Origin of the sequence: Burkholderia sp. MS455 (genome assembly GCF_016899445.1) — a bacterium.
Classification (GTDB): Bacteria; Pseudomonadota; Gammaproteobacteria; order Burkholderiales; family Burkholderiaceae; genus Burkholderia; species Burkholderia pyrrocinia_C.
Genome location: NZ_CP041779.1, coordinates 1,116,106 through 1,138,576, shown reverse-complemented (window position 1 = coordinate 1,138,576; position 22,471 = coordinate 1,116,106). Strand labels below are relative to the sequence as shown.

At 66.2% G+C, this 22,471-nt stretch carries 22 protein-coding genes; 3 read left to right on the top strand and 19 right to left on the bottom strand.

What is annotated here, in order from left to right; genetic code table 11:
• Positions 1-16 precede the first annotated feature (16 nt).
• Positions 17-2,050 carry an excinuclease ABC subunit UvrC gene (gene uvrC, locus FPJ27_RS24510; protein ID WP_204426034.1) on the bottom strand — a complete coding sequence of 678 codons (2,034 nt, stop codon included), beginning with the start codon at positions 2,048-2,050 and terminating at the stop codon, positions 17-19.
• Between the two features lie 76 nt (positions 2,051-2,126).
• Between uvrC and earP the strand changes: the two genes are divergently transcribed.
• The 3 genes from earP (at position 2,127) to FPJ27_RS24495 (ending at position 5,661) form a co-directional block, all read left to right on the top strand.
• Positions 2,127-3,320: an elongation factor P maturation arginine rhamnosyltransferase EarP gene (gene earP, locus FPJ27_RS24505; protein ID WP_204426033.1), complete on the top strand. Its 1,194-nt coding sequence runs from the start codon at positions 2,127-2,129 to the stop codon at positions 3,318-3,320.
• 128 nt (positions 3,321-3,448) lie between these two features.
• Positions 3,449-4,006: an elongation factor P gene (gene efp / locus FPJ27_RS24500; protein ID WP_034186515.1), complete on the top strand. Its 558-nt coding sequence runs from the start codon at positions 3,449-3,451 to the stop codon at positions 4,004-4,006.
• 269 nt (positions 4,007-4,275) lie between these two features.
• On the top strand, positions 4,276-5,661 hold the full coding sequence (locus FPJ27_RS24495) for a sigma-54 dependent transcriptional regulator (RefSeq protein ID WP_175962311.1): 1,386 nt from the start codon (positions 4,276-4,278) through the stop codon (positions 5,659-5,661).
• Positions 5,662-5,854: 193 nt separating this feature from the next.
• Here FPJ27_RS24495 and nagZ read toward each other — a convergent pair whose 3' ends face one another.
• The 18 genes from nagZ to fabD form a co-directional block, all read right to left on the bottom strand.
• A complete protein-coding gene (gene nagZ, locus FPJ27_RS24490; protein ID WP_204426032.1) occupies positions 5,855-6,883 on the bottom strand; it encodes a beta-N-acetylhexosaminidase in 1,029 nt (342 codons plus the stop codon).
• 16 nt (positions 6,884-6,899) lie between these two features.
• A complete protein-coding gene (acpS, locus tag FPJ27_RS24485) occupies positions 6,900-7,328 on the bottom strand; it encodes a holo-ACP synthase (RefSeq protein ID WP_021159685.1) in 429 nt (142 codons plus the stop codon).
• 72 nt (positions 7,329-7,400) lie between these two features.
• Positions 7,401-8,177, bottom strand: a complete 777-nt coding sequence (gene pdxJ / locus FPJ27_RS24480) for a pyridoxine 5'-phosphate synthase (RefSeq protein ID WP_072435991.1) — start codon at positions 8,175-8,177, stop codon at positions 7,401-7,403.
• On the bottom strand, positions 8,174-9,010 hold the full coding sequence (recO, locus tag FPJ27_RS24475; protein ID WP_072435992.1) for a DNA repair protein RecO: 837 nt from the start codon (positions 9,008-9,010) through the stop codon (positions 8,174-8,176). Before recO ends, pdxJ begins: the two co-directional genes overlap by 4 nt.
• Positions 8,997-9,896 (bottom strand): GTPase Era, encoded by a 900-nt coding sequence (gene era / locus FPJ27_RS24470; RefSeq protein WP_072435993.1) that lies wholly within the window; start codon positions 9,894-9,896, stop codon positions 8,997-8,999. Before era ends, recO begins: the two co-directional genes overlap by 14 nt.
• Before the next feature lie 60 nt (positions 9,897-9,956).
• Entirely contained in the window at positions 9,957-11,189 is a 1,233-nt protein-coding gene (gene rnc, locus FPJ27_RS24465) for a ribonuclease III (protein ID WP_204426031.1), read from the bottom strand.
• A 153-nt stretch (positions 11,190-11,342) separates the two neighbouring features.
• The gene (lepB, locus tag FPJ27_RS24460; RefSeq protein ID WP_072435995.1) at positions 11,343-12,236 is read right to left on the bottom strand and encodes a signal peptidase I; all 894 of its coding nucleotides are present in this window, start codon (positions 12,234-12,236) and stop codon (positions 11,343-11,345) included.
• Between the two features lie 16 nt (positions 12,237-12,252).
• The gene (gene lepA / locus FPJ27_RS24455; protein ID WP_072435996.1) at positions 12,253-14,046 is read right to left on the bottom strand and encodes a translation elongation factor 4; all 1,794 of its coding nucleotides are present in this window, start codon (positions 14,044-14,046) and stop codon (positions 12,253-12,255) included.
• Between the two features lie 193 nt (positions 14,047-14,239).
• Positions 14,240-14,476 (bottom strand): glutaredoxin family protein, encoded by a 237-nt coding sequence (locus FPJ27_RS24450; RefSeq protein ID WP_034183102.1) that lies wholly within the window; start codon positions 14,474-14,476, stop codon positions 14,240-14,242.
• 7 nt (positions 14,477-14,483) lie between these two features.
• On the bottom strand, positions 14,484-15,980 hold the full coding sequence (locus FPJ27_RS24445) for a DegQ family serine endoprotease (protein ID WP_072435998.1): 1,497 nt from the start codon (positions 15,978-15,980) through the stop codon (positions 14,484-14,486).
• 16 nt (positions 15,981-15,996) lie between these two features.
• Positions 15,997-17,049 carry a MucB/RseB C-terminal domain-containing protein gene (locus FPJ27_RS24440; RefSeq protein WP_072435999.1) on the bottom strand — a complete coding sequence of 351 codons (1,053 nt, stop codon included), beginning with the start codon at positions 17,047-17,049 and terminating at the stop codon, positions 15,997-15,999.
• 5 nt (positions 17,050-17,054) lie between these two features.
• Positions 17,055-17,672, bottom strand: a complete 618-nt coding sequence (locus FPJ27_RS24435; protein ID WP_111017521.1) for a sigma-E factor negative regulatory protein — start codon at positions 17,670-17,672, stop codon at positions 17,055-17,057.
• An 86-nt stretch (positions 17,673-17,758) separates the two neighbouring features.
• Positions 17,759-18,358, bottom strand: a complete 600-nt coding sequence (gene rpoE, locus FPJ27_RS24430; RefSeq protein ID WP_034183098.1) for an RNA polymerase sigma factor RpoE — start codon at positions 18,356-18,358, stop codon at positions 17,759-17,761.
• A 91-nt stretch (positions 18,359-18,449) separates the two neighbouring features.
• Entirely contained in the window at positions 18,450-18,914 is a 465-nt protein-coding gene (locus tag FPJ27_RS24425; protein ID WP_204426030.1) for a hypothetical protein, read from the bottom strand.
• Positions 18,915-18,926: 12 nt separating this feature from the next.
• Positions 18,927-20,159: a beta-ketoacyl-ACP synthase II gene (gene fabF, locus FPJ27_RS24420; protein ID WP_072436002.1), complete on the bottom strand. Its 1,233-nt coding sequence runs from the start codon at positions 20,157-20,159 to the stop codon at positions 18,927-18,929.
• Between the two features lie 164 nt (positions 20,160-20,323).
• Positions 20,324-20,563 (bottom strand): acyl carrier protein, encoded by a 240-nt coding sequence (acpP, locus tag FPJ27_RS24415; protein ID WP_004197638.1) that lies wholly within the window; start codon positions 20,561-20,563, stop codon positions 20,324-20,326.
• A gap of 144 nt (positions 20,564-20,707) precedes the next feature.
• On the bottom strand, positions 20,708-21,457 hold the full coding sequence (fabG, locus tag FPJ27_RS24410) for a 3-oxoacyl-ACP reductase FabG (protein WP_072436003.1): 750 nt from the start codon (positions 21,455-21,457) through the stop codon (positions 20,708-20,710).
• 36 nt (positions 21,458-21,493) lie between these two features.
• A complete protein-coding gene (gene fabD / locus FPJ27_RS24405) occupies positions 21,494-22,426 on the bottom strand; it encodes an ACP S-malonyltransferase (RefSeq protein ID WP_204426029.1) in 933 nt (310 codons plus the stop codon).
• Positions 22,427-22,471: the final 45 nt, after the last annotated feature.

Below are 22,471 nucleotides of genomic sequence, written 5' to 3'. Positions count from 1 at the left end.
CGGCCGCACGGGCGCGTCAGTGAAGCTGCTTGTAGATCTGCTCGGCGAGCGCGTGCGAGATGCCCTCGACGCTCGCGAGTTCCTCGACGCTCGCGGCAACGACGCCGCGCAACCCGCCGAAGCGCGCGAGCAGCCGCTGCCGGCGCTTCGCGCCGACGCCCTCGAGTTCCTCGAGCCGCGACGTCTGGCGCGCCTTCGCCCGCTTCGCGCGCATGCCCGTAATCGCGAAGCGGTGCGCCTCGTCGCGAATCTGCGCAACGAGCATCAGCGCGGCGCTCTCCTTGCCGAGTTCGAGCGGCGTGCGGCCGTCCGCGAACACGAGCGTCTCGAGGCCCACCTTGCGCCCCTCGCCTTTCGCGACGCCGACCAGCATCGACGTGTCGAGCCCGAGCTCGGTGAACACCTGCCGCGCGATTTCGACCTGACCCTTGCCGCCGTCGATCAGCACGAGGTTCGGCAGCAGGCTCGACGCCTCGGCCTGGCGCGTCGACTCGCCGTCGATGCCCGCCGCATCGTCGGCGGCGGCCGCCTGCGCGGCCTGCTCGACCATCTTCTCGTAGCGGCGCGTGAGCACCTGCCGCATCGCCGCGTAATCGTCGCCCGGCGTGATACCCGTGATGTTGTAGCGACGATACTCGCCCGACTGCATCTTGTGATGGTGATAGACAACGCATGACGCCTGCGTCGCCTCACCCATCGTATGGCTGATGTCGAAGCATTCGATCCGCAGCGTCGCGAGATCGTCGCATTCGTAGCCGAGCGTCTCCGCGAGCGCGCGCGTACGCGCCTGCTGCGAGCCCTGCTCGGACAGCAGCCGCGCGAGCGCGAGCCGCGCGTTCTGCTCGGCCATCGACAGCCACGCACGCCGCTGCCCCTGCGGCTGCCGCACCAGCGACACCTTGTGGCCGGCCTGCTCGGACAGCAGCTCGAGCAGGTCGCGGCTCGCGGGCGCATGACTCACGACAAGCACCGGCGGCACGCGGTTGCCGAGATAGTGCTGAGAGATGAACGCATCGAGCACTTCGGCCTCGACCGACGCCACCGCGTCGCCGCGCGCGCTGCCTCCTTCTGCCGCAGGCTGGTCGGGCAGCACACCGCCGACCGCGTCGGCAACCTCCGCCACCTCGGCCTCGTCGCCGAGGCCGCCCTCGACAAGCGTCAGCGCGCTTTCGACGTGCGTCGGGAAATACGCCTTGTCGCCGAGATGGCGGCCGCCGCGCACCATCGCAAGGTTCACGCACACGCGGCCGCCCAGCGCGACGACCGCCAGGATGTCGACGTCGCTGTCGCCGCCGACCTCGATCGCCTGCTGGTGCAGCACCGTTGCAAGCGAACTCATCTGGTTGCGCACCGCAGCCGCCTGCTCGAATTTCAGCTCGGCCGCGAACGCGTGCATCTTCTGCTCGAGCTCGTTCATCACTTCGGACTGCCGGCCGAGCAGGAAACGCGCGGCGTTCGACACGTCGACCGCGTAATCCTCGTCGGAAATCGCACCGACGCACGGCGCCGTGCAGCGTCCGATCTGGTGCAGCAGGCACGGCCGCGTGCGGTTGTTGAAGACCGAATCCTCGCAGGTCCGCAACTGGAACACACGCTGCAGGATCTGGATGCTCTCGCGCACGGCCCACGCACTCGGGAACGGCCCGAAATACTGGTTCTGCTTGTCGACCGAGCCGCGGTAGTAGGCCATCCGCGGAAAACGGTGCGCGGTGAGCTTCAGGTACGGATATGACTTGTCGTCGCGAAACAGGATGTTGTAGCGCGGCGCGAGCGCCTTGATCAGATTGTTCTCGAGCAGCAGCGCCTCGGCTTCCGAGCGCGTGACGGTCGTTTCGATGCGCGCGATGCGCGTGACCATCATCGCGATGCGCGGCGACAGTTGCGTCTTCGTGAAATAGCTCGACACGCGCTTCTTCAGGTCGCGCGCCTTGCCGACGTAGAGGACGGCGCCCGCCGTGTCGTAATAGCGATAGACACCCGGCATGTGCGGCAACTGCGCAAGGATCTTCTTCGGTTCGAACGGAGTATCGGAGGCTTCTGGGGCTGTCATGCGTGATCCGGGCGCCTTGTAACGCGGGACGGGTCTATTAGAATCGCCAGTTTAGAGCATTCACCGGCCCGCTTCGATGCCACGCACCACCGCTGCCCCCCAATCCGCTGCGCCGCTCGCGCCGGGCGAACCGATCGCCTGCGACCTCTTCTGCACGGTAATCGACAATTTCGGCGACATCGGCGTGTGCTGGCGCGTCGCGCGCCAGCTCGCACACGAGCACGGCTGGCAGGTTCGCCTGTTCGTCGACGACCTGCGCACGTTCGCGCGCCTGCTGCCGGGGGTCGATCCCGACGCGGGACGGCAGTCGGTCGACGGCATCGCGATCGAGCACTGGCATGCGGAAGCCGGCGACGCGCTCGAGATCGCCGACGTCGTGATCGAGGCATTCGCATGCGAGCTGCCCGGTGCGTATCTGGCGGCGATGGCACGCCGTGCGCGTCGCCCGGTGTGGATCAACCTCGAATACCTGAGCGCCGAGGATTGGGTCGCCGATTTCCATTTGCGGCCGTCGCCGCATCCGCGCTACCCGCTGCTGAAGACATTCTTCTTCCCGGGCCTGTCGGCCGGCACGGGCGGCGTCCTGAAGGAACACGACCTCGATGCGCGCCGCACCACGTTCGAAACCGACGCGGCCGCGCGCGCCGCGTGGTGGCAGCGCGCGACCGGCGGCGCACCGCCGGCGCCCGGCACGACGGTCGTCAGCCTGTTCGCATACGAGAATCCGGCCGTCGACGCGCTGCTCGCGCAGTGGCGCGACGGCCCGTCACCGGTCGTCGCGCTCGTGCCGGCCGGCCGCGTGTCGCCCGCCGTGGCGCGCTTTTTCGGGGTCGAGTCGTTCGGCGCGGGCGCGCATGCGAGCAGCGGCAACCTGGTCGCTCACGGGCTCGCGTTCGTTCCGCAGGCCGACTACGACCCGCTGCTGTGGGTGGCCGACATCAATTTCGTACGCGGCGAGGATTCGTTCGTCCGTGCGCAGTGGGCACGCAAGCCGTTCGTGTGGCACATCTACCCGCAGGCCGACGATGTGCACCTGCCGAAGCTCGACGCCGCGCTCGCGCACCTGTCTGCCGGCCTCGCCGACGCGCCGCGCGCGGCGCTCGGGCGCTTCTGGCATGCGTGGAACGGCGCCGGCACGCCCGACTGGGCCGATTTCCTGCAACACCGCGCCGCACTGGCCGCCAACGCGGCCCGCTGGGCCGATACGCTCGCGGCCGTCGGCGATCTCGCCGGAAAGCTGGCCGAATACGCAAAATCTCAGTTAAAATAAGCGGTTATCCGACGGCTGACCATGCAAGCGCTCGCTTTTGGCGTCCACCGGAACGCACCGCTTGGCACCTCGGCTGTTGCGCAACGCTCAGGCACCTATTTATTTGATTTGATCAGGACAGTTTTTTTATGAAGACCGCACAGGAACTCCGCGTAGGCAACGTCGTGCAGATCGGCAGCGACGCATGGGTCATCTCGAAGACGGAATACAACAAGTCGGGCCGTAACGCCGCCGTCGTCAAGATGAAGATGAAGAACCTGCTGACCAACGCAGGCCAGGAATCGGTCTACAAGGCCGACGACAAGTTCGACGTCGTCGTGCTCGACCGCAAGGAAGTGACGTACTCGTACTTCGCCGACCCGATGTACGTGTTCATGGACGCCGACTACAACCAGTTCGAAGTCGAAGCCGAAATGATGGGCGAAGCGCTGAACTACCTCGAAGACGGCATGGCATGCGAAGTCGTGTTCTACAACGAGAAGGCGATCTCGGTCGAACTGCCGACGATCCTCGTTCGCGAGATCACCTACACCGAGCCGGCCGTCAAGGGCGACACGTCGTCGGGCAAGGTGCTGAAGAACGCAAAGCTCGCAACGGGCTTCGAACTGCAGGTTCCGCTCTTCTGCAACACCGGCGACAAGATCGAAATCGATACGCGCACGAACGAATACCGCAGCCGCGCGTAATCGCCAGCGATTCCCGCGTCGAACAAAGCGCCCTTCGGGGCGCTTTTTGTTTGCCTGTCGCCAACAGCGACCACAAACCAGTGCCATATCAAGCACAAAATCCACCGGTAAAGATATTCAATTTGTATCATCGGTAACTGTTTTATAGCGCCGGAGAAATAATGCGCGTTACGCGTTCGGCGGGGCATAAAATCAGTTTTTAATCTGACATGCGGCTGCGGCTCCCGATGGCCGACGGCCCGCCTCTCTTGACTCGACTCGCGTCCACCATGCCACACGCCCTGATTGTCGAAGACGATCCCAACAGTCTCTCCGGCCTCACCGCGCTGCTCGCCGCAGACGGCTTCTCGGTCGACACGGCCACGTCGCTCGCCGAAGCGCGCACGGCGCTCGGCCGCTCGATTCCCGATGTCGTCCTCGTCGACCTGAACCTGCCGGACGGCAGCGGGTTCGACCTGCTCCAGCACCTGCCGCAGCAACAGCCGAACGGCTCGTTGCCCGTCATCGTGCTGACGGGCAACGCGACGGTCGAAAGCGCAATCGAGGGCCTGCGTCACGGTATTTGGGACTACCTGCTGAAGCCGATCAACATTCCGCGCCTGCGCAGCCTGCTCGCGCGAATCCCCCGCCCGTACGAACTGATCGACGAAGTGCAGTCGCTGCGCGCATCGCTGCGCCATCTCGGCCGCTTCGGCGCACTGGTCGGCCGCAGCGACGCGATGCAGCACGTGTACGACATGATCGAGCACAACGCGCGCACCGAAACGGCCGTGCTGTTCGCGGGCGAAGCCGGCACCGGCAAGAAGCTGGCCGCACGCACGCTGCATGAACTGAGCCGCCGCCGCAAAGGGCCGTTCGTGTCGTTCGACTGCCGGACGATCACGCAGGCCGGCCGGCACGGCGCATCGCTCGACAGCGTGCTGTTCGGCCATGAGCGCGGCGCATTCGACGGCGCCGAGCGCCGCGAATCGGGCCTGTTCGAACAGGCGGGCGGCGGCACGCTGTTCCTCGACGAGATCACCGCGCTGCCGCTCGTGCTGCAGGAAGCGCTGCTGCAAGCGCTCGATTCGCAGAACTTCATGCGGATCGGCGGCACGAGCGCGATCACGAGCGATTTCCGGCTGATCGCGACCACGCGCCGCCCGGCGCGCGAAGCGGTCGCGAACGGCACGCTGCGCGAGGATCTGTGGCTGCGCCTCGATGCGGCATCGGTCACGATGCCGCCGCTGCGCGAGCGCGACGGCGACGCACTCGCGATCGCGGACGCGCTGATCGACGAACTGAACCGCGAAGCGCGCGCGACCGGCCGCAACACGACCGACAAGCGCGCGGCGCCGGGCTTCGTGCGCGAATGCGTGTCCTACGAATGGCCCGGCAACGTGCGTGAGCTGCAGGAGCGCGTGCGCTTCGCGTACGACGCATCGGGCGACTTCATCGAGACGCTGCGCGCCGGCGAGACCAGCTTCGCCGCCGGCGCCGCGCTGAACGGCAGCAGCGTGCAGATCAAGGTCGGCACGCCGCTGGCCGACGTCGAGGATCTGCTGATCCGTGCGACGCTCGACGCGGTCGGCGGCACGCGCCACCGCGCGGCGACGCTGCTCGGCATCAGCCCCAAGACGCTGTACAACAAACTGCAGCGGATGAAGGTGAACTGAGCGGCCGTCGATGCATGCGGGCGCTGGCAGGATTTGACCGTTAGTTGCGCCATGAGGTTGCCGCGCCGGCATACCCGATTTCCGCCGCGGTCCTGTTCACGCCTGCCGCACCCCATGTAAAAAGCCGCGCGGTTGCGCGGCTTTTTGCTTCAGCGACCGGAATGGCGCGGTACCGCGCCAGCCCCTTCCCCGCTTACGCCAGTGCGCTGCTCAACAGCGCCTGCGCCTGCAGATACTCGGGCTGCACGATCAGCTTGTCCCACTTGAGCGCCTTGCCGCGCGCGCGCATCCGCTTGAGACGTCGTACCGACTCGGCCGATGCGTGCGCCTTCAGCCCGTTCAGCACGACCTCGGCTGCGTCCGGCTGGTTGCAGACGAGCACCATGTCGCAACCGGCGGCGAGCGCGGCTTCGGCCGCCTGAGTGAGCGTGCCGCCTTCGCGGGCAGCCTCCATCGACAGATCGTCGCTGAAGATCGCGCCCGTGAAGCCGAGCCGGCCGCGCAGGATGTCCTGCAGCCACACGCGCGAGAAACCGGCCGGCCGCTGGTCGACCTGCGTGTAGATCACGTGCGCGGGAATCACCGCGGACAGCGACAAGCCGAGCCAGTCGTACGGCGCGACGTCCTGCTTGAGGATCGCATCGAGCGTGCGATCGTCGGTCGGCAGCGCGACGTGCGAATCGGCCTCCGCGAAGCCGTGCCCCGGAAAATGCTTGCCGCAGTTCGCCATGCCGGCAAGCGACAGCCCGTGGTTCAGGCTCTTCGCGAGCAGCGTGACGACGCGCGGGTCGCGATGGAACGCGCGATCGCCGATCACTTTCGAGTGCCCGTAGTCGAGATCGAGCACGGGCGTGAAGCTCATGTCGATCCCGCACGCGCGCAGCTCGGCGGCCAGGATGTAGCCGACGGCGGTCGCGACCTTCGTCGCGAGCAGCACGTCGCGATCCCACAGCTCGCCGAGGCGGCGCATCGCAGGCAGCACCGTGAAGCCGTCTGTGCGGAAACGCTGCACGCGCCCGCCTTCATGATCGACGGCGATCAGGACGTCTTCGCGCACCGCGCGGATCGAGTCGGTCAGCGCGGTCAGTTGCGCACGATTCTGGAAGTGCCGCGCGAACAGGATCACGCCGCCGGTGTTCGGATGCGCGAGGCGCCGCGCATCGTCGCGCGACAGGGCCGTGCCGACGACGTCGAGCATGACCGGGCCGGGAGTCGTTTTCATCGAATCGGGAATTCCGTCAGGAGGAGGTTCGGGAAACAGGTGCGGGCGCGGCGTCCGTCTCGGCGATCACGAACGACACCGCATAGTCGCGTTCGTCGCTGACCGTCACGCGCGCCGTGATGCCGCGCGCGGCAAGCCAGTCGGCCAGTTCGCCCGACGCGACCACGTACGGCTCGCCGCTCGGGTGGTTGAGGGTCTGCAATGCACGCCACGTCATCGGCCAGTGCATGCCGAGCCCGATCGCCTTCGAGAACGCTTCCTTCGCGGAAAAGCGCGTCGCGAGAAACGCGATGCCGCGCGCCTCGGAACGTGCGCGACGCGCATGGAACACGCGCAGCTCGTCGGGGCCCAGCACCTTCTCGGCAAACCGGCCGCCCGTGCGTTCGAGCACGGCCGCGACGCGGCTCACCTGGGCAATGTCGGTACCGATACCGTAGATTGCCATGTCAGTACGCGCCGGAGCGTCCCAGCGGAGCCGGGTTGCAAACGACGCCGGCGGCGCGATGGAACTTCATCTTCAACGCGCGCCGCCATGCAGCGCGGCGACGCGTGCGGCAACCATGATCGCCTTCATCTCGCGCACCGCGTTGTCCCAGCCCGCGAAGATCGCATGCGCGACGATTGCGTGGCCGATGTTCAGCTCGACGATGCCGTCGATCGCGGCGATCTGCTGCACGTTCGTGTAATGCAGGCCGTGACCCGCGTTGACCTTAAGGCCGAGCTTCGCGCCGGCCTGCACGCCCGCGACGATGCGCTCGTATTCGCGCTGCTGCGCGGCTTCGTCGTGCGCCTCGGCGTAGCGGCCCGTATGCAGCTCGATCACCGGCGCGCCCGCTTCGTGCGCGGCGCGGATCTGCGTTTCGTCCGGGTCGATGAACAGCGACACGCGCACGCCCACGTCGGCAAGCTGCTTGCACGCCGCGCGCACGGCCTCGAAGTGGCCGGCGACGTCGAGGCCGCCTTCGGTCGTCAGTTCCTCGCGCTTCTCGGGCACGAGGCACGCGTCGTGCGGACGCACTTCACACGCGATGTCGAGCATCTCGGCCGTCACCGCGCATTCAAGGTTCATGCGCGTCTTCAGCAGCGGGCGCAGCTTGCGCACGTCCGCGTCGACGATGTGACGGCGATCCTCGCGCAGGTGCAGCGTGATCGCGTCCGCACCGGCCTCTTCGGCGGCGAGCGCCGCGCGGATCGGATCGGGATAGGCGGTGCCGCGCGCATTGCGCAGCGTCGCGACGTGGTCGATGTTCACGCCGAGGTCGATGGCGGTGGGCGTTGTCAGGAAGAAGCTCATAGGTTTTGCAGGTCGATCAGGATCTGGCGCGTGGCAAGCGGCGTGCCGCCGAGATAGGTGTTCAGCAGGAAGCGCATCAGCGTCTTGCTTTGCGCAACCGTCTGGGCTCGATGGTAATCGTCCTGCTCCATGTCGAGCAACGTCTGTCCGGTGATGACCGGCCAGTGCGACGGCACATCGTCGTCAGCATTGCGCACGCCGCGCTCGGGATCGAACACGTAGCGGCGGTCGGGTTCGACCGCACGGCGCGCGACCGTGCGGTTCAGCGCCATCGCGTAGCCGGTCTCGCGCAGCAGCACGCGCTCGAACGAGCGCAGCACCTGCACCGCGGGTTCGCCGTGCGCGAGGCGCGTGAGGGTCAGCACGTAATGATTGAACAGCGGCGGCTGGGGATCTTCGCGCGCGCAGAACTTCACGAGCAGCTCGTTCGCGTAGAAGCCGCACAGCAGCCCGTCGCCGACGAGCGGCAGCATCCCGCCGACCCACTCGGCGCCCGTCAGCGTGCGCACCTCGGATTTGCCCGACCAGGACAGCAGCAGCGGCTGGAATGTCTGCAGCACGCCGCGCAGTGCGGAGTGCGGGCGCTTCGCGCCCTTCGCGACGAGCGCGAGCCGGCCGTGATCGCGCGTCAGCACGTCGACGATCAGGCTCGTTTCCCGGTACGGATAGCTGTGCAGCACGAACGCCGGCTGCTCGGCGACGCGGAAATCGGACGTGCGAGACGTCGCGCGCCGCGCCTTGCGCGGCGGTTCGGGCGGTGCCGGCAGCGGCGCGTCGTTCGCGCCGGCCGTCACCGCGTCTTCAGTCGACGTCAGCGCGTCATTCGTACCCATAGGCGCGCAGCCCCGCCTCGTTGTCGGCCCAGCCGCTCTTCACCTTCACGAAGGTCTCGAGGTACACGGGGCCGTCGAACAGCTTCTCCATGTCCATCCGCGCCTCGGTGCTGATCTGCTTGAGCTTCTCGCCCTTCTTGCCGATCACCATCGCCTTGTGCGAATCGCGCTCGACGAGGATCGTCGCGAAGATGCGCTTCAGGCGCCCCTCCTCCTCGAACTTGTCGATGATGACGGTGCTCGTGTACGGCAGTTCGTCGCCGGTCCAGCGGAACACCTTCTCGCGCAGGATCTCGGCCGCGAGGAAGCGCGAGCTGCGATCGGTCAGCTCGTCCTCGCCGTAGATCGGCTCGCCTTCCGGCAGGTACGGCTTGATCGTCTCCAGCAGGCGCTTGATGTCTTCCGGCCGCTGCGCCGACAGCGGCACGAGTTCGGTGAATTCGCGCAGCGCGCTCATCTGCTGCATGAACGGGAACAGCGTCGCCTTGTCGGCCACGCGGTCGATCTTGTTCGCGATCAGCAGCGTCGGCATGCCGGGCGGAATCAGGTCGAGCACCTTCTGGTCGTCGGGCCCGAAGCGGCCCGCTTCGATCACGAACAGGATCACGTCGACCGACGTCAGTGTCGACGTGACCGCGCGGTTCAGCGAACGGTTCAGCGCGGTGCTGTGACGGGTCTGGAAACCCGGCGTGTCGACGAACACGAACTGCGCGTCGTCGAACGTGTTGATGCCGGTGATGCGATGGCGGGTCGTCTGCGCCTTGCGCGACGTGATGCTGATCTTCTGGCCGACGAGTGCGTTCATCAACGTCGACTTGCCGACGTTCGGGCGGCCCACGATCGCGATCATGCCGCAACGGAAACCGGTAGGAGCGGGAGTGTTCATATCGTTTGGGAGACAGGTTCGGAAACGGCCGCGCGGCGCGCGGCACGATCGATGGGCAATTCAGTGGTCGGCATCGGCCACGCGCGCCTGCGTGGCAGCGAGGCTCGCACCGCCCGGCGGCGTATCGGAATCGGGCGCCGCGGCATCGCGAGCACGCACGGTCGCGCGCGAAGCGGGGTCGGAGCCGGCCGAAGGCTTGTCGGTGGACGACGATGCCGGATCGGCTGCGTGGCCGGCCGGTTTGTCGGCTGCGCGCGGCGCGGGCGCGGCTTCCGCGGGTTTTTCCGCAACCTTGTCGGTGCGCTCGGCCGGCTTTTCGGCAACCTTGTCGGTCGCCGGCTTCGTCGCCCGTTCGCCCTTGTCGGCAGCCGACTCGACATGCGCCGCTCGAATCGCGGCCATCGGCGCCGCAGCCGGCTCTACGCCGGCGCCGGTCGCAGCGGTTGCCGCAGGCACCGCACCGGCCGCCTTGGCCTCGCGCGCCGCCGCGCGTTCCTTCCGCTCCGGCGAGCGCAGGTCGAGCGCTTCCTGCACGCCCTTCACGCCCGGCACGATTTCGGGTTCGACATGCTTCGACCCGCGCGCGTTTTTCGAGCGCTTCGGCTTCGTGGCCAGCATCGGCGCGGCCGCCATCACCTCGTCGAGCGCCTTCTTCGCTGCGGCCTGCTCGGCCGCGCGCCGGCTCGCACCGGAGCCCGACACCTTCACGTCCAGCTTCGGCACCGTGCATTCGACTTCGAATTGCTGATTGTGCGCCGCACCATGCGTCGCGACGACCGTGTAGGTCGGCAGCGCGATCTTGTGCCCCTGCAGGTATTCCTGCAGCAGCGTCTTCGCGTCCTTGCCGAGCGTGCGCGGATCGATGTGGTCGAGAATCGGGATGTAGAGGCGCTTGATGACCCCTTGGGCGGCTTCGAAGCCGCCATCGAGGAACACGGCCCCGATGATGGCTTCGAACGCGTCCGCGAGGATCGACGGGCGGCGGAAACCGCCGCTGCGCAGTTCGCCCTCGCCCAGCCGCAACCCGTCCGAAATATTCAGGGCCTGAGCAATTTCGTACAGCGACTGCTGTTTGACGAGGTTGGCGCGTACGCGCGACAGGTCACCTTCGTCCAGCTTGCTGAAACGCTGGAACAAAAGGGCGGCCACCGCGCAATTCAGAACGGAGTCGCCGAGAAACTCGAGCCGTTCGTTGTGCGTGGCGCTGTGACTGCGATGGGTCAAAGCCTGGCGCAACAATTCCGCATTGCGAAATTCGTAGCGCAGCCGGCTTTCCAACTGGGATAGGGGCATGTGCAGGAGTATAACGCGGGCGCCGGTCGGGCCGAAACGGCACGGCCGGACACGAAAAGGCGTGACGAGGCGGTGTTACCGCCGGTTCTTAAAGTAGTTCGGCAATACGCGACGCGGCCCGTGCATCGCGTATTGCGCGTGAGTCGAATGCGATCAGTTGAAGGAACCGATGCGCTTCAGGTCGCTGAAGTTCATCCAGATGAAGAACGCGCGGCCGACGATGTTCCGGTCCGGCACGAAACCCCAGTAGCGGCTGTCCGCGCTGTTGTCGCGGTTGTCGCCCATCATGAAGTAGTGACCGGGCGGCACCTTGCAGATCACGCCGCGGCTGTTGTACGTGCAGTTGTCGCGATACGGATAGTCGTATGCGCCCATCACGAACGGCGGCACCGCGGGGTTGTTGAGGATCGCGTTCTTCTTGTTGCCGATCGTCTCCTCGAACTGCTTCGCGTAATTCTGGCGCTCGTCGTCGAAGAAATCGGGCAGCGGCGTTTCGGGCACCGGCTGGCCGTTGATCGTGAGCTGCTTGTCCTGGTACGCGACCGTGTCGCCAGGGAGGCCGATCACGCGCTTGATGTAGTCGACCGACTCGTCCTTCGGATAACGGAACACGACGACGTCGCCGCGCGACAGCGGGCTGCCCTGCGTGATCTTCGTGTTCGTGACCGGCAGGCGCAGCCCGTACTCGAACTTGTTGACGAGGATGAAGTCGCCGACGAGCAGCGTCGGCACCATCGAGCCCGACGGAATCTTGAACGGCTCGATGATGAACGAACGCACGACGAACACCGCCAGGATCACCGGGAAGAAGCTCGCGGTGTACTCGAGCCACCACGGCTGGCGCAGCTTCTCGTCGCGCAGCTTCGAACGCGTCTGCACGGCGTTTTCGTCCGCGAAACGCTTGTCGATGCGCGACTGCTGGCGATCGAACTCCTCGATCGCCGAGTCGGCCGCCATGCGTCGCCGCGGCAGGAACACCAGTTTGTCCAGCACCCACGCTACGCCCGTCACGGCGACGAGCACAAAAAGAATCAGCGCAAAATTCATGAAAGGAACAGTCCTGTTATTTGTCTTCGACGCGCAAGATCGCAAGGAACGCTTCCTGCGGGATCTCGACCGAACCCACCTGCTTCATGCGTTTCTTGCCTGCTTTCTGCTTTTCGAGCAGCTTCTTCTTGCGCGTGATGTCGCCGCCATAACACTTCGCCAGCACGTTCTTGCGCAGCGCCTTGATGTTCTCGCGGGCGATGATGTGCGCACCGATCGTGGCCTGGATCGCCACGTCGTACATCTGGCGCGGAATGATCTCGCGCATCTTCGCCGCCACTTCGCGGCCGCGATACTGCGATTGCGACCTGTGGACGATCACCGACAGCGCGTCGACCTTGTCGCCGTTGATCAGCATGTCGACCTTCACGACGTCCGCCGACCGGTATTCCTTGAACTCGTAGTCCATCGACGCGTAGCCGCGCGACACCGACTTCAGGCGGTCGAAGAAATCGAGCACGATCTCGGCCATCGGGATTTCGTAGGTGAGCTGCACCTGGCGGCCGTGATACTGCATGTTGATCTGCGAGCCGCGCTTCTGCGTACACAGCGTGATCACCGAGCCGACGTAGTCCTGCGGCATGTAGAGATTCACCGTGACGATCGGCTCGCGGATCTCCTCGATCTTCGGCGGCTCCGGCATCTTCGCGGGATTCTCGACCATCACGATCGAGCCGTCGCTCATCAGGACCTCGTAGACCACGGTCGGCGCCGTGGTGATGAGGTCCATGTCGAATTCGCGCTCCAGCCGCTCCTGCACGATCTCCATATGCAGGAGACCCAGGAAGCCGCACCGGAACCCGAAGCCGAGCGCCTGCGACACTTCCGGCTCGTACTGCAGCGACGCGTCGTTGAGCTTCAGCTTCTCGAGCGATTCGCGCAGCGCGTCGTACTGGTTCGCTTCCACCGGATAGAGGCCGGCGAACACCTGCGGCTTCACTTCCTTGAAGCCCGGCAGCGCTTGCGCCGCCTGCTTGGCCGCATGCGTGACGGTATCGCCGACCTTCGCGGCCGTCAGTTCCTTGATGCCGGCGATGATGAAGCCCACCTGCCCCGCCGACAGCGAATCGAGATTGCGCGACTTCGGCGTGAACACGCCGATGTGCTCGACCGGATACTGCGCGCCGGTCGCCATCATCTTGATCTTGTCCTTCGGGCGCAGCGTGCCGTTGACGATGCGCACCAGCATTACGACGCCGACGTAGTTGTCGAACCACGAATCGATGATGAGCGCCTGCAGCGGCGCGTCCGGATCGCCCTTCGGCGGCGGCACCTTCGCGATCAGCGCTTCGAGCACATCCTCGACGCCGAGGCCCGTCTTCGCGCTGCAGCGCGTCGCGTCGGTCGCGTCGATGCCGATCACGTCCTCGATCTCCTCGATCGCGTTCTCGGGGTTCGCGGCCGGCAGGTCGATCTTGTTCAGCACCGGCACGACCTCGACGCCGAGCTCGATCGCCGTGTAGCAGTTCGCGACCGTCTGCGCCTCGACGCCCTGGCTCGCGTCGACGACCAGCAGCGCGCCTTCGCACGCGGACAGCGAACGGCTGACCTCATACGAGAAGTCGACGTGCCCCGGCGTGTCGATCAGGTTCAGGTTGTAGACCTTGCCGTCGCGCGCGCGATAGGACAGTGCAGCCGTCTGCGCCTTGATCGTGATGCCGCGCTCGCGCTCGATATCCATCGAGTCGAGCACCTGCGCTTCCATTTCACGGTCGGCGAGGCCGCCGCAGACCTGGATGATGCGATCCGCGAGCGTCGACTTGCCATGGTCGATGTGCGCGATGATCGAGAAATTGCGAATATGATCCATTCAGTGCCGATCAAGCGAAAAAGGCGCGCTCGACGACTGCGGAGCACGCCTTGTGTAAGTCGGTGAAAAAACAGCCTATTTTAGCCGAAAAGGCCTTCACCGGGCGGTATTTCGGACGCCTGGCCGCGCGGCGCCCGGCCGGGGCGCCTGCCGGGCGAAGTCCCGTGCGAAGCGACACCGGCCAGCGACAGGCTCAGCGCCGGGCCATGAGCGCGTCGCGCACCCTCGCGTCGTCGAACCGGTGGCGGCACACTTCCGCGCCGTCCAGCAGCAGCACCGGCACGTCCTCGTCGTAGCGGGCGACGAGCGCCGCATCGGTGTCGATGTCGACATAGTCGACCGCGACGCCGAATTCGGCCGCCACCGGCGCCAGCGCGTCGCGCATGTCGTCGCACAGGTGGCACCAGCCGCGGCCGTAGAGCGTGAACATCGGCGCGTTACTTCTGGCGCGGCCGCACCGGCACGAACTGCGTATTGTCGCCGCGCCGCACCAGCACCGCGACCGCCTTTTGCGGATCGAGCTGCGCGGTCACTTCGGCGAACTGCTTCGCGCTCGTGATGTCGGTATCGCCGACGCGCAGCACGATGTCGCCGCGCTGCAGGCCCGCACGGGCAGCCGGGCCGTCGACGCCGTCGATCTGCACACCGTTCTTCAACTTCAGCGTCTTCAACTGATCCGCCGTCAGGTCGCTGACCGTCAGACCGAGCGAATTGGTCTGGCGCGGCTTCTGCGGCGCGTTCTTGCGCTGTTCGGCCTTGGCCGTCGACTCGACCGGCGTCTCCGCGATCGTGATCGGCAAATCGCGCGCCTGACCCTTGCGCCATACGCTGACGGTCGCCTTCGTGCCGGGCTTCGTGTCGCCGACCATGCGCGGCAGGTCCGACGCCGCGTCGACCGGACGGCCGTTGAACTTCAGGATAATGTCGCCCGGCTGGATGCCTGCCTTGTCGGCCGGGCCGCCCGGCTCGACGCTGCTGACGAGCGCGCCTTCGGCCTTCGGCAACCCGATCGAGTCGGCCACGTCCTTCGTCACCTCGCCGATCGCCACCGCGATCCGGCCGCGCGTGACCTTGCCCGTCGCCTTCAGCTGATCGGCCACGCGCATCGCCTCGTCGATCGGAATCGCGAACGAGATGCCCATGAAGCCGCCGGTACGGCTGTAGATCTGCGAGTTGATGCCGATCACCTCACCCTGCATGTTGATCAGCGGGCCGCCCGAGTTGCCGGGGTTCACGGCGACGTCGGTCTGGATGAACGGCAGATAGTCGCCCGTGTTGCGGCTCTTCGAGCTGACGATGCCGGCCGTCACCGTGTTGTCGAGACCGAACGGCGAACCGATCGCGACGACCCACTCGCCGACGCGCACCTTGTTCGAGTCGCCGATCGCGACGACAGGCAGGTTCGACGCCTGGATCTTGACGACCGCGACGTCCGTGCGATCGTCGACGCCGATCAGCTTCGCCTTGAATTCGCGCTTGTCGGTCAGCGTCACGTAAATGGTGTCCGCGTCGTCGACGACGTGCGCATTGGTCATCACGTAACCGTCGGCCGACACGATGAAGCCCGAGCCGACGCCGCGATTCTGCTCGGTGTCGGGCGGATTGTCCGGTGCCGGCGCATTCTTCGGGTTGCCGTTGCCGCTACCGTTGCCGGGCGCCTGCGGCAGCGGAATGCCGAAGAAGCGCCGGAAGAATTCCGACATGTCGCCGTTGTCGAAGCCCGGCGGGAGCATCCCGCGCGGGCCGCTGCTCGTCGGCACGTTGGCGGTGGTCCTGATGTTCACGACGGCCGGCCCGACCCTTTCGACCAGATCGGCGAAGTCGGGCAGGCTGGCAGCGGGAGCCGTCACCGCGATCGCGGTATGCGGCACGAGCGGCAGGCAGGCAGACAACGCCGCCGCCGCGAACCATTTGCGCAGCGTGTGTTTCATCATGTCGGAAGCCGTAGCGTTACTTGGAAGCCTTGTATTCTATGGCAGACGCGAACTGCTGCAACGTAGCCGGCGGCACTTCGCCGAGCACGGTGATCCAGTAGTCGCCGCGACGCTTCACGAGAACGTGCGTCGCACCGGTGCTGCCCGCGCCTTCCTTGCGCGTGTTCTTCTCGGCCGGTTCGATGAAAACGGAGATCGTCGCGAGACCGTCGGTGAAGACGGCCTGATCGACCGGAATCGGCGGATCGCCCGCATCGCGCGCAGCCATCGGCCGGCGCACTTCGCGGATCTTCTTGAAACCGGCGACGCTCGGCGCAAGCTGCCAGCCCTGCGCTTCCATGTCGACCGTCGCGACCGGCGGGCGCACGACGGTCCAGCCGCTCAGGTTGCGCATGCCGGCCGCGATCGCGGCCTTGTCGCCGCTCGCACCGCCCGTCTGCAATTGCGAGAACGCAATCTGTTCGAGCACGTGATCGTTCGCATCCAGCGTCTGCGAACGCAGCAGCAGCCCCGTGCGAGCGTCGGCCCAAAGCTTGTACGTGAAGCGGTAGGCATCCTTCGGTACGAGCTCGACGACCTGCGCGTCGATCCCGGCCACGCGGTCCTTGCCGAGCAACTTCGCATCGTAGACGGACATCACGTGTTCGCCGCTCGCGCCGAGCAGCGCGGGGAACGAATCGCGCGTCTGACGGCGCTCGACCACACACAGCTTGCGCTCCGGCACGAACGTGTACAGCTCGTCGTTATGCCGCAGCAGCTTGCGCGGCTTGCCGTCGAGCGTCTCGATCCGCTCGAACTCGCCGTCGCGGGACGCGACGTGCGCGATGCGCGACGACTGGACATACCCGCCGCGCTGGTAGACGAACGTGCCCTCGTAGCTCTGCTGCTGCGCCGCCTGCTGGACGCGGTCGAGCCAGTCGGCGGCACCCTTGCGGGTCGCGACGGGATCGTCCGGTTGCTGGGCGCTGGCAGGAAGGGATTGAACGGACAACAGGGCGGCTGCGCAAAGCAGGAGGGCCGGCAGCCGCTTCCATCCGGAGATGGCGTGATTCAACTGCAATGTCCGCATCGGGTTTATTGGCCTGGCGTGGTGGTCACGGCAGCGCGGATCAGCGGCATCGAACCCGTGACGACGGGCTGCTGCGCGAATTGCTGGTGCGCTTCAAGGTATTGGTCGAGACTGGCGTCGCGAATGATGTTGACGTCCTGCAGCCCCGGCTGGGCCGACGCCTGCGCGACCGTCACGCGCTGCAGGTTGCCGCTTTGCGGCGCACCGACCGACGCGACCTGGACGGCGCCCGGCGTGCCGGCCGTCTGCAGTTGCGGAACGACGATCCACGTCAGCGTGGCCGCCGCGGCGGCCACCGCGAACGCGGGCACGACGCGCCGGCGCAGTGACAGCAGCTTGCGCGCGACCGGCGCAGCCGCCGGCGCGAGCAGGTGCGGCTCGCTCTCGAGCGCGGCCGACATGCGCGCGGTGAACGCGACGCTCAGCGCGGGCGACAACGCGAGTTCGTCCGAGCGCAGCGCATCGCCGATCAGGTGGTAATGGGCCCACGCAGCGCGATCCGCGCGGTCGAGCTCAGCCAGAAACTGCCCGTGATCCGGGCCATCGAACATTTCGCCGTCGACCAGCGCGGAAAGGCGCTCGCCGCGTGAGCACGCCTGCGACTGCGTATTGACCGACCCCATGATGCTCCCCATCTTGCACACCCCGTCGTGACTTCACGACTCTATCCGTTACTAGACCCCGACCCGCGTCGTTCCGCCCATCGCGCTTACCAGCGCTTGCCTTCGGGCGTATCGAGCAGCGGACGCAATTTGGCAGCGATTGCCTCGCGAGCACGGAAAATTCGCGACCGGACCGTCCCGATCGGACAGCCCATCATTTCCGCGATCTCTTCGTAGCTCAGGCCCTCGATCTCGCGCAGCGTAATCGCCTGGCGCAATTCTTCGGGCAAGGCGGCCATTGCAGCGTTGACCGTCTCGGCAATCTGCTTGCTCATCAACATCGACTCAGGCGTGTTGATATCCCTTAGTTGGTCTGCGTCGGAGAAAGTTTCCGCTTCCTCCGCATCGGCCTCGGTCGAGGTCGGTGCGCGGCGACCTTGCGTCGCAAGGTAGTTCTTCGCCGTATTGACGGCAATCCGGTACAACCACGTGTAGAACGCAGATTCGCCGCGAAATTGCGGCAACGCACGGTACGCCTTGATGAACGCGTCCTGGGCTACATCCTCGACCTCGGCGGGATCCCGCACGAGGCGCGAGATCAGCCGAATGATCTTGCGGTGGTATTTGGAGACCAGGAGTTCGAACGCTGCCTTGTCGCCCTTCTGTACGCGCTCGACCAGAACCTGATCAATTTCTTTTTCACTCACCTGACAAATCCATTAACTAGGGATGCAACGTGGAGCGCTATTGTAGCGTTCCCGCACCGGCCGCTGGTTACGGTCGGTAACCGCGCCGCCGTCATGCCCGCCCCGCCGCGCCCGCTGTTCTCGCCAGCACGGACAGCGCGCTGAACGACGCGGCGTCGAGCGCATCGGCCGGAATCAGCAGCGGCCGGGCCCGCCGGGCGCCCTGCCCGACCGACAGCACGAGCAGCAGGCTGCTCCAGTGCGCATGGCCCGTCACACGGCCGCGGGCCAGCAGCCGCCCGGTGCGGCCAAACGCCGCAACTTCCCCGAATGCGTCGATCCGCAACTCGGCCGGTAGCCGGCGGGCGCAGGCCCGCGCGGCGCACACGGCCAGCAGCGCGGCCGTCGCGGCCGACACGCATGCGCCGGCGGCAGCGCCCGCGCGCGGCGTCCAGAACAGGTATGCCGACGCGGCAGCCGACGCGACGAACGCGGCCAGCACGACATACGACACGGCCGAGGCCCGCAACGCAAAGCGCTGCGGACGCCCGGCCGGAGCATCGAATGGACTCGTCAAGCGATTTCAGCGTCAGACGCGCTTGAACACCAGCGTGCCGTTGGTACCGCCGAAGCCGAAATTGTTCTTCACGGCCACGTCGATCTTCATGTCACGCGCGGTGTTCGCACAGTAATCGAGATCGCATTCGGGGTCCTGGTTGAAGATGTTGATGGTCGGCGGCGACACGTTGTTGTGCAGCGCCAGCACCGTGAACACCGACTCGAGGCCGCCCGCGCCGCCCAGCAGGTGGCCTGTCATCGACTTCGTCGAGTTCACGACGAGCTTGTACGCATGCTCGCCGAAGGCCGCCTTCACCGCGTCGGACTCGTTCTTGTCGCCCAGCTGGGTCGACGTGCCGTGCGCGTTCAGGTACTGGACCTCGTCCGGGTTCACGCCGGCGTCGCGCAGCGCCGCGACCATGCAGCGGCGCGGACCGTCCATGTTCGGCGCGGTCATGTGGTACGCGTCGCCCGTCATGCCGAAGCCCGCGACTTCCGCGTAGATCTTCGCGCCACGCGCCTTCGCCGACTCGTACTCTTCCAGCACCATCACGCCTGCGCCCTCGCCCAGCACGAAGCCGTCGCGATCCTTGTCCCACGGACGGGACGCGGTCGCCGGATCATCGTTGCGGGTCGACAGCGCTCGCGCGGCCGCGAAGCCGCCGATGCCGAGCGGCGACACCGTCGATTCGGCGCCGCCCGCGACCATCACGTCCGCATCGCCGGCCTGGATCAGGCGCGCGGCGAGACCGATGCTATGCAGGCCGGTCGTGCAGGCCGTCACGGTCGCGAGGTTCGGGCCCTTCAGGCCGAACATGATGCTCAGGTGGCCCGAGATCATGTTGATGATCGAACCCGGCACGAAGAACGGCGAAATCCGGCGCGGGCCGCGATCGACGTAGGTCTGGTGCGTATCTTCGATCATCGGCAGGCCGCCGATGCCGGAACCGACCAGCACGCCGATGCGTTCCGCATTGGCGTCGGTCACTTCCAGACCACTGTCCTTGAGCGCCTGCACGCCGGCGGCGATGCCGTAATGGATGAAGGTATCCATGCTGCGGGCTTCCTTCGCCGGGATGTACTCCTCGGCGCTGAAACCCTTCACCTCGCCCGCGAAATGCACGGCGAGGTTCGACGGATCGAACTTCGTGACGGTGGCGATACCGGACTTGCCGGCGACGAGATTGGCCCAACCGTCGGCAACATTATTGCCAACAGGCGAAATCAGCCCCAGGCCTGTAACAACAACACGACGGCGGCTCACGGTAACCTCTTTTCCATTATTGGATGACAAAAACAAAAGCCACAGTGGCCACAGGAACCAGCCCTGCGAGCCCTGTGGCTGTTAGTCCGTCCGGCGCGAAGCCGGCAGGATGGCGCGTCAATCGCGAAGATCGCGGCGACGTGGCGAACAAGCGCGAAAGGCGCTTACGCCTTGACGTTTGCGCGAGCGTAGTCGATCGCTTGCTGAACGGTCGTGATCTTCTCTGCTTCTTCGTCCGGGATTTCCATGCCGAACTCGTCTTCGAGAGCCATCACCAGTTCGACCGTGTCGAGCGAGTCGGCGCCCAGATCGTTCACGAACGAAGCTTCGTTCTTGATCTCGGCTTCCGCGACGCCCAGTTGTTCAGCGACGATCTTCTTGACACGTTGTTCGATGTTGTCCATTACCCCTCCGAGGGAAAGTTCAGATTTACAAGTGCGCGCATTTTATCAGGTTTGCTGACGCCAAAACGCGCGTTGGCTTGATGGCCGATCAAGCGCCGATCCGCCTGAAAAACGGGATACGGCGCGGATAGTAAACGAAAATCGTTACGACATGTACATGCCGCCGTTCACGTGCAGCGTCGTGCCGGTGATGTAACCGGCCTGCGGCGATGCGAGGAACGCGACGGCATGGGCGATGTCCTCCGGGCTGCCGAGGCGGCCGAGCGGAATCTGGGTCTTGAGCGCGGCCTGCTGTTCTTCCGGCAGCGTCTTCGTCATGTCGGTGTCGATGAAGCCCGGCGCGACGCAGTTCACGGTGATGCCGCGGCTGCCGATTTCGCGCGCGAGCGCACGCGTCATGCCCGCGACGCCGGCCTTCGCGGCAGCATAGTTGACCTGCCCCGGGTTGCCGGCCGAACCGACCACCGACGTGATGTTGATGATACGGCCGCCGCGCGCCTTCATCATCGGGCGCAGCACCGCGCGCGACAGGCGGAACACCGACTTCAGGTTGGTGTCGATCACCGCGTCCCAGTCCTCGTCCTTCATCCGCATCGCGAGCTGGTCCTGCGTGATGCCCGCGTTGTTGACGAGCACGTTCAGCGCGCCGAATTCCTTCACGGTCGCGTCGATCAGCGTCTCGGCGGCCGCCGCGTCGTTGACGTTCAGCACCGCGCCGCGGCCCGTGACGCCCGCTTCCGCGAACGCCGCGGTGATCGCGGCAGCGCCCGATTCGCTCGTTGCGGTGCCGATCACCGTCGCGCCCAGGCGCGCGAGTTCGAGCGCGATCGAACGGCCGATGCCGCGCGACGCGCCGGTCACGATCGCAACCTGTTTATCGAGAGTCTTTTCCATGAATCGAATATCCGTCTCTTGAGAAAAGGCGCCGCGTCAGGCGGTCACCAGCTTGAGCGCTTCGTCGAGCGACGCCGGATCGAACACCGACGCCCCCGTCAGGTTGCCGTCGATGCGCTTCGTCAGGCCGGCGAGCACCTTGCCCGGACCGCATTCGATCACGTGCGTGACGCCCGTGCCGGCGATGTGCCGCACGCACTCGACCCAGCGCACCGGGCCTGCCGCCTGACGCACCAGGGCGTCCTTGATCGCGACCGGATCGCTGATCACGGCGACGTCGATATTGTTGACGACCGGAATCTGCGGCGCCTTCACGTCGACATTCGCGAGATAGTCGCGCAACTGGTCCGATGCCGGCTTGAGCAGCGACGAATGGAACGGCGCCGACACGGGCAGCGGTAACGCGCGCTTCGCGCCCTTCGCCTTCGCGATCTCGCACGCCTTCTCGACGGCAGCCTTGTTGCCTGCGATCACGACCTGCGCGGGCGCATTGAAGTTCACCGCTTCGACGACGCCCGCTTCCGCGGCTTCGGCGCACACCGCGCGCACCGTGTCGTCGTCGAGGCCCAGGATCGCGGCCATGCCGCCCTGACCGACCGGCACGGCCGCCTGCATCGCCTGCGCGCGGAAGCGCACGAGCGGCACCGCGTCCTTGAACGCGAGCGCGCCCGCCGCGACGAGCGCCGTGTATTCACCGAGGCTGTGACCGGCGACGATCGACGGCGCCGGGCCGCCTGCCTGCTGCCACGCGCGGTAGCACGCGTAAGCGGCGGTCAGCATCACGGGCTGCGTGTTGGTGGTCAGATTCAGCTCTTCGGCCGGGCCTTCGGAGATCAGCTTGCCGAGGTCCTGATTGAGTGCGTCAGACGCCTCCTGGAGCGTCTCGCGCACGACAGCCAGATCGGCGAATGCGTTGAGCATGCCGACTGCCTGCGAGCCCTGCCCCGGAAAAACGAATGCAAATTTCATATCGTCCCCAATTGAATCGATTCGGACGGCGCGCACGAACGGCGC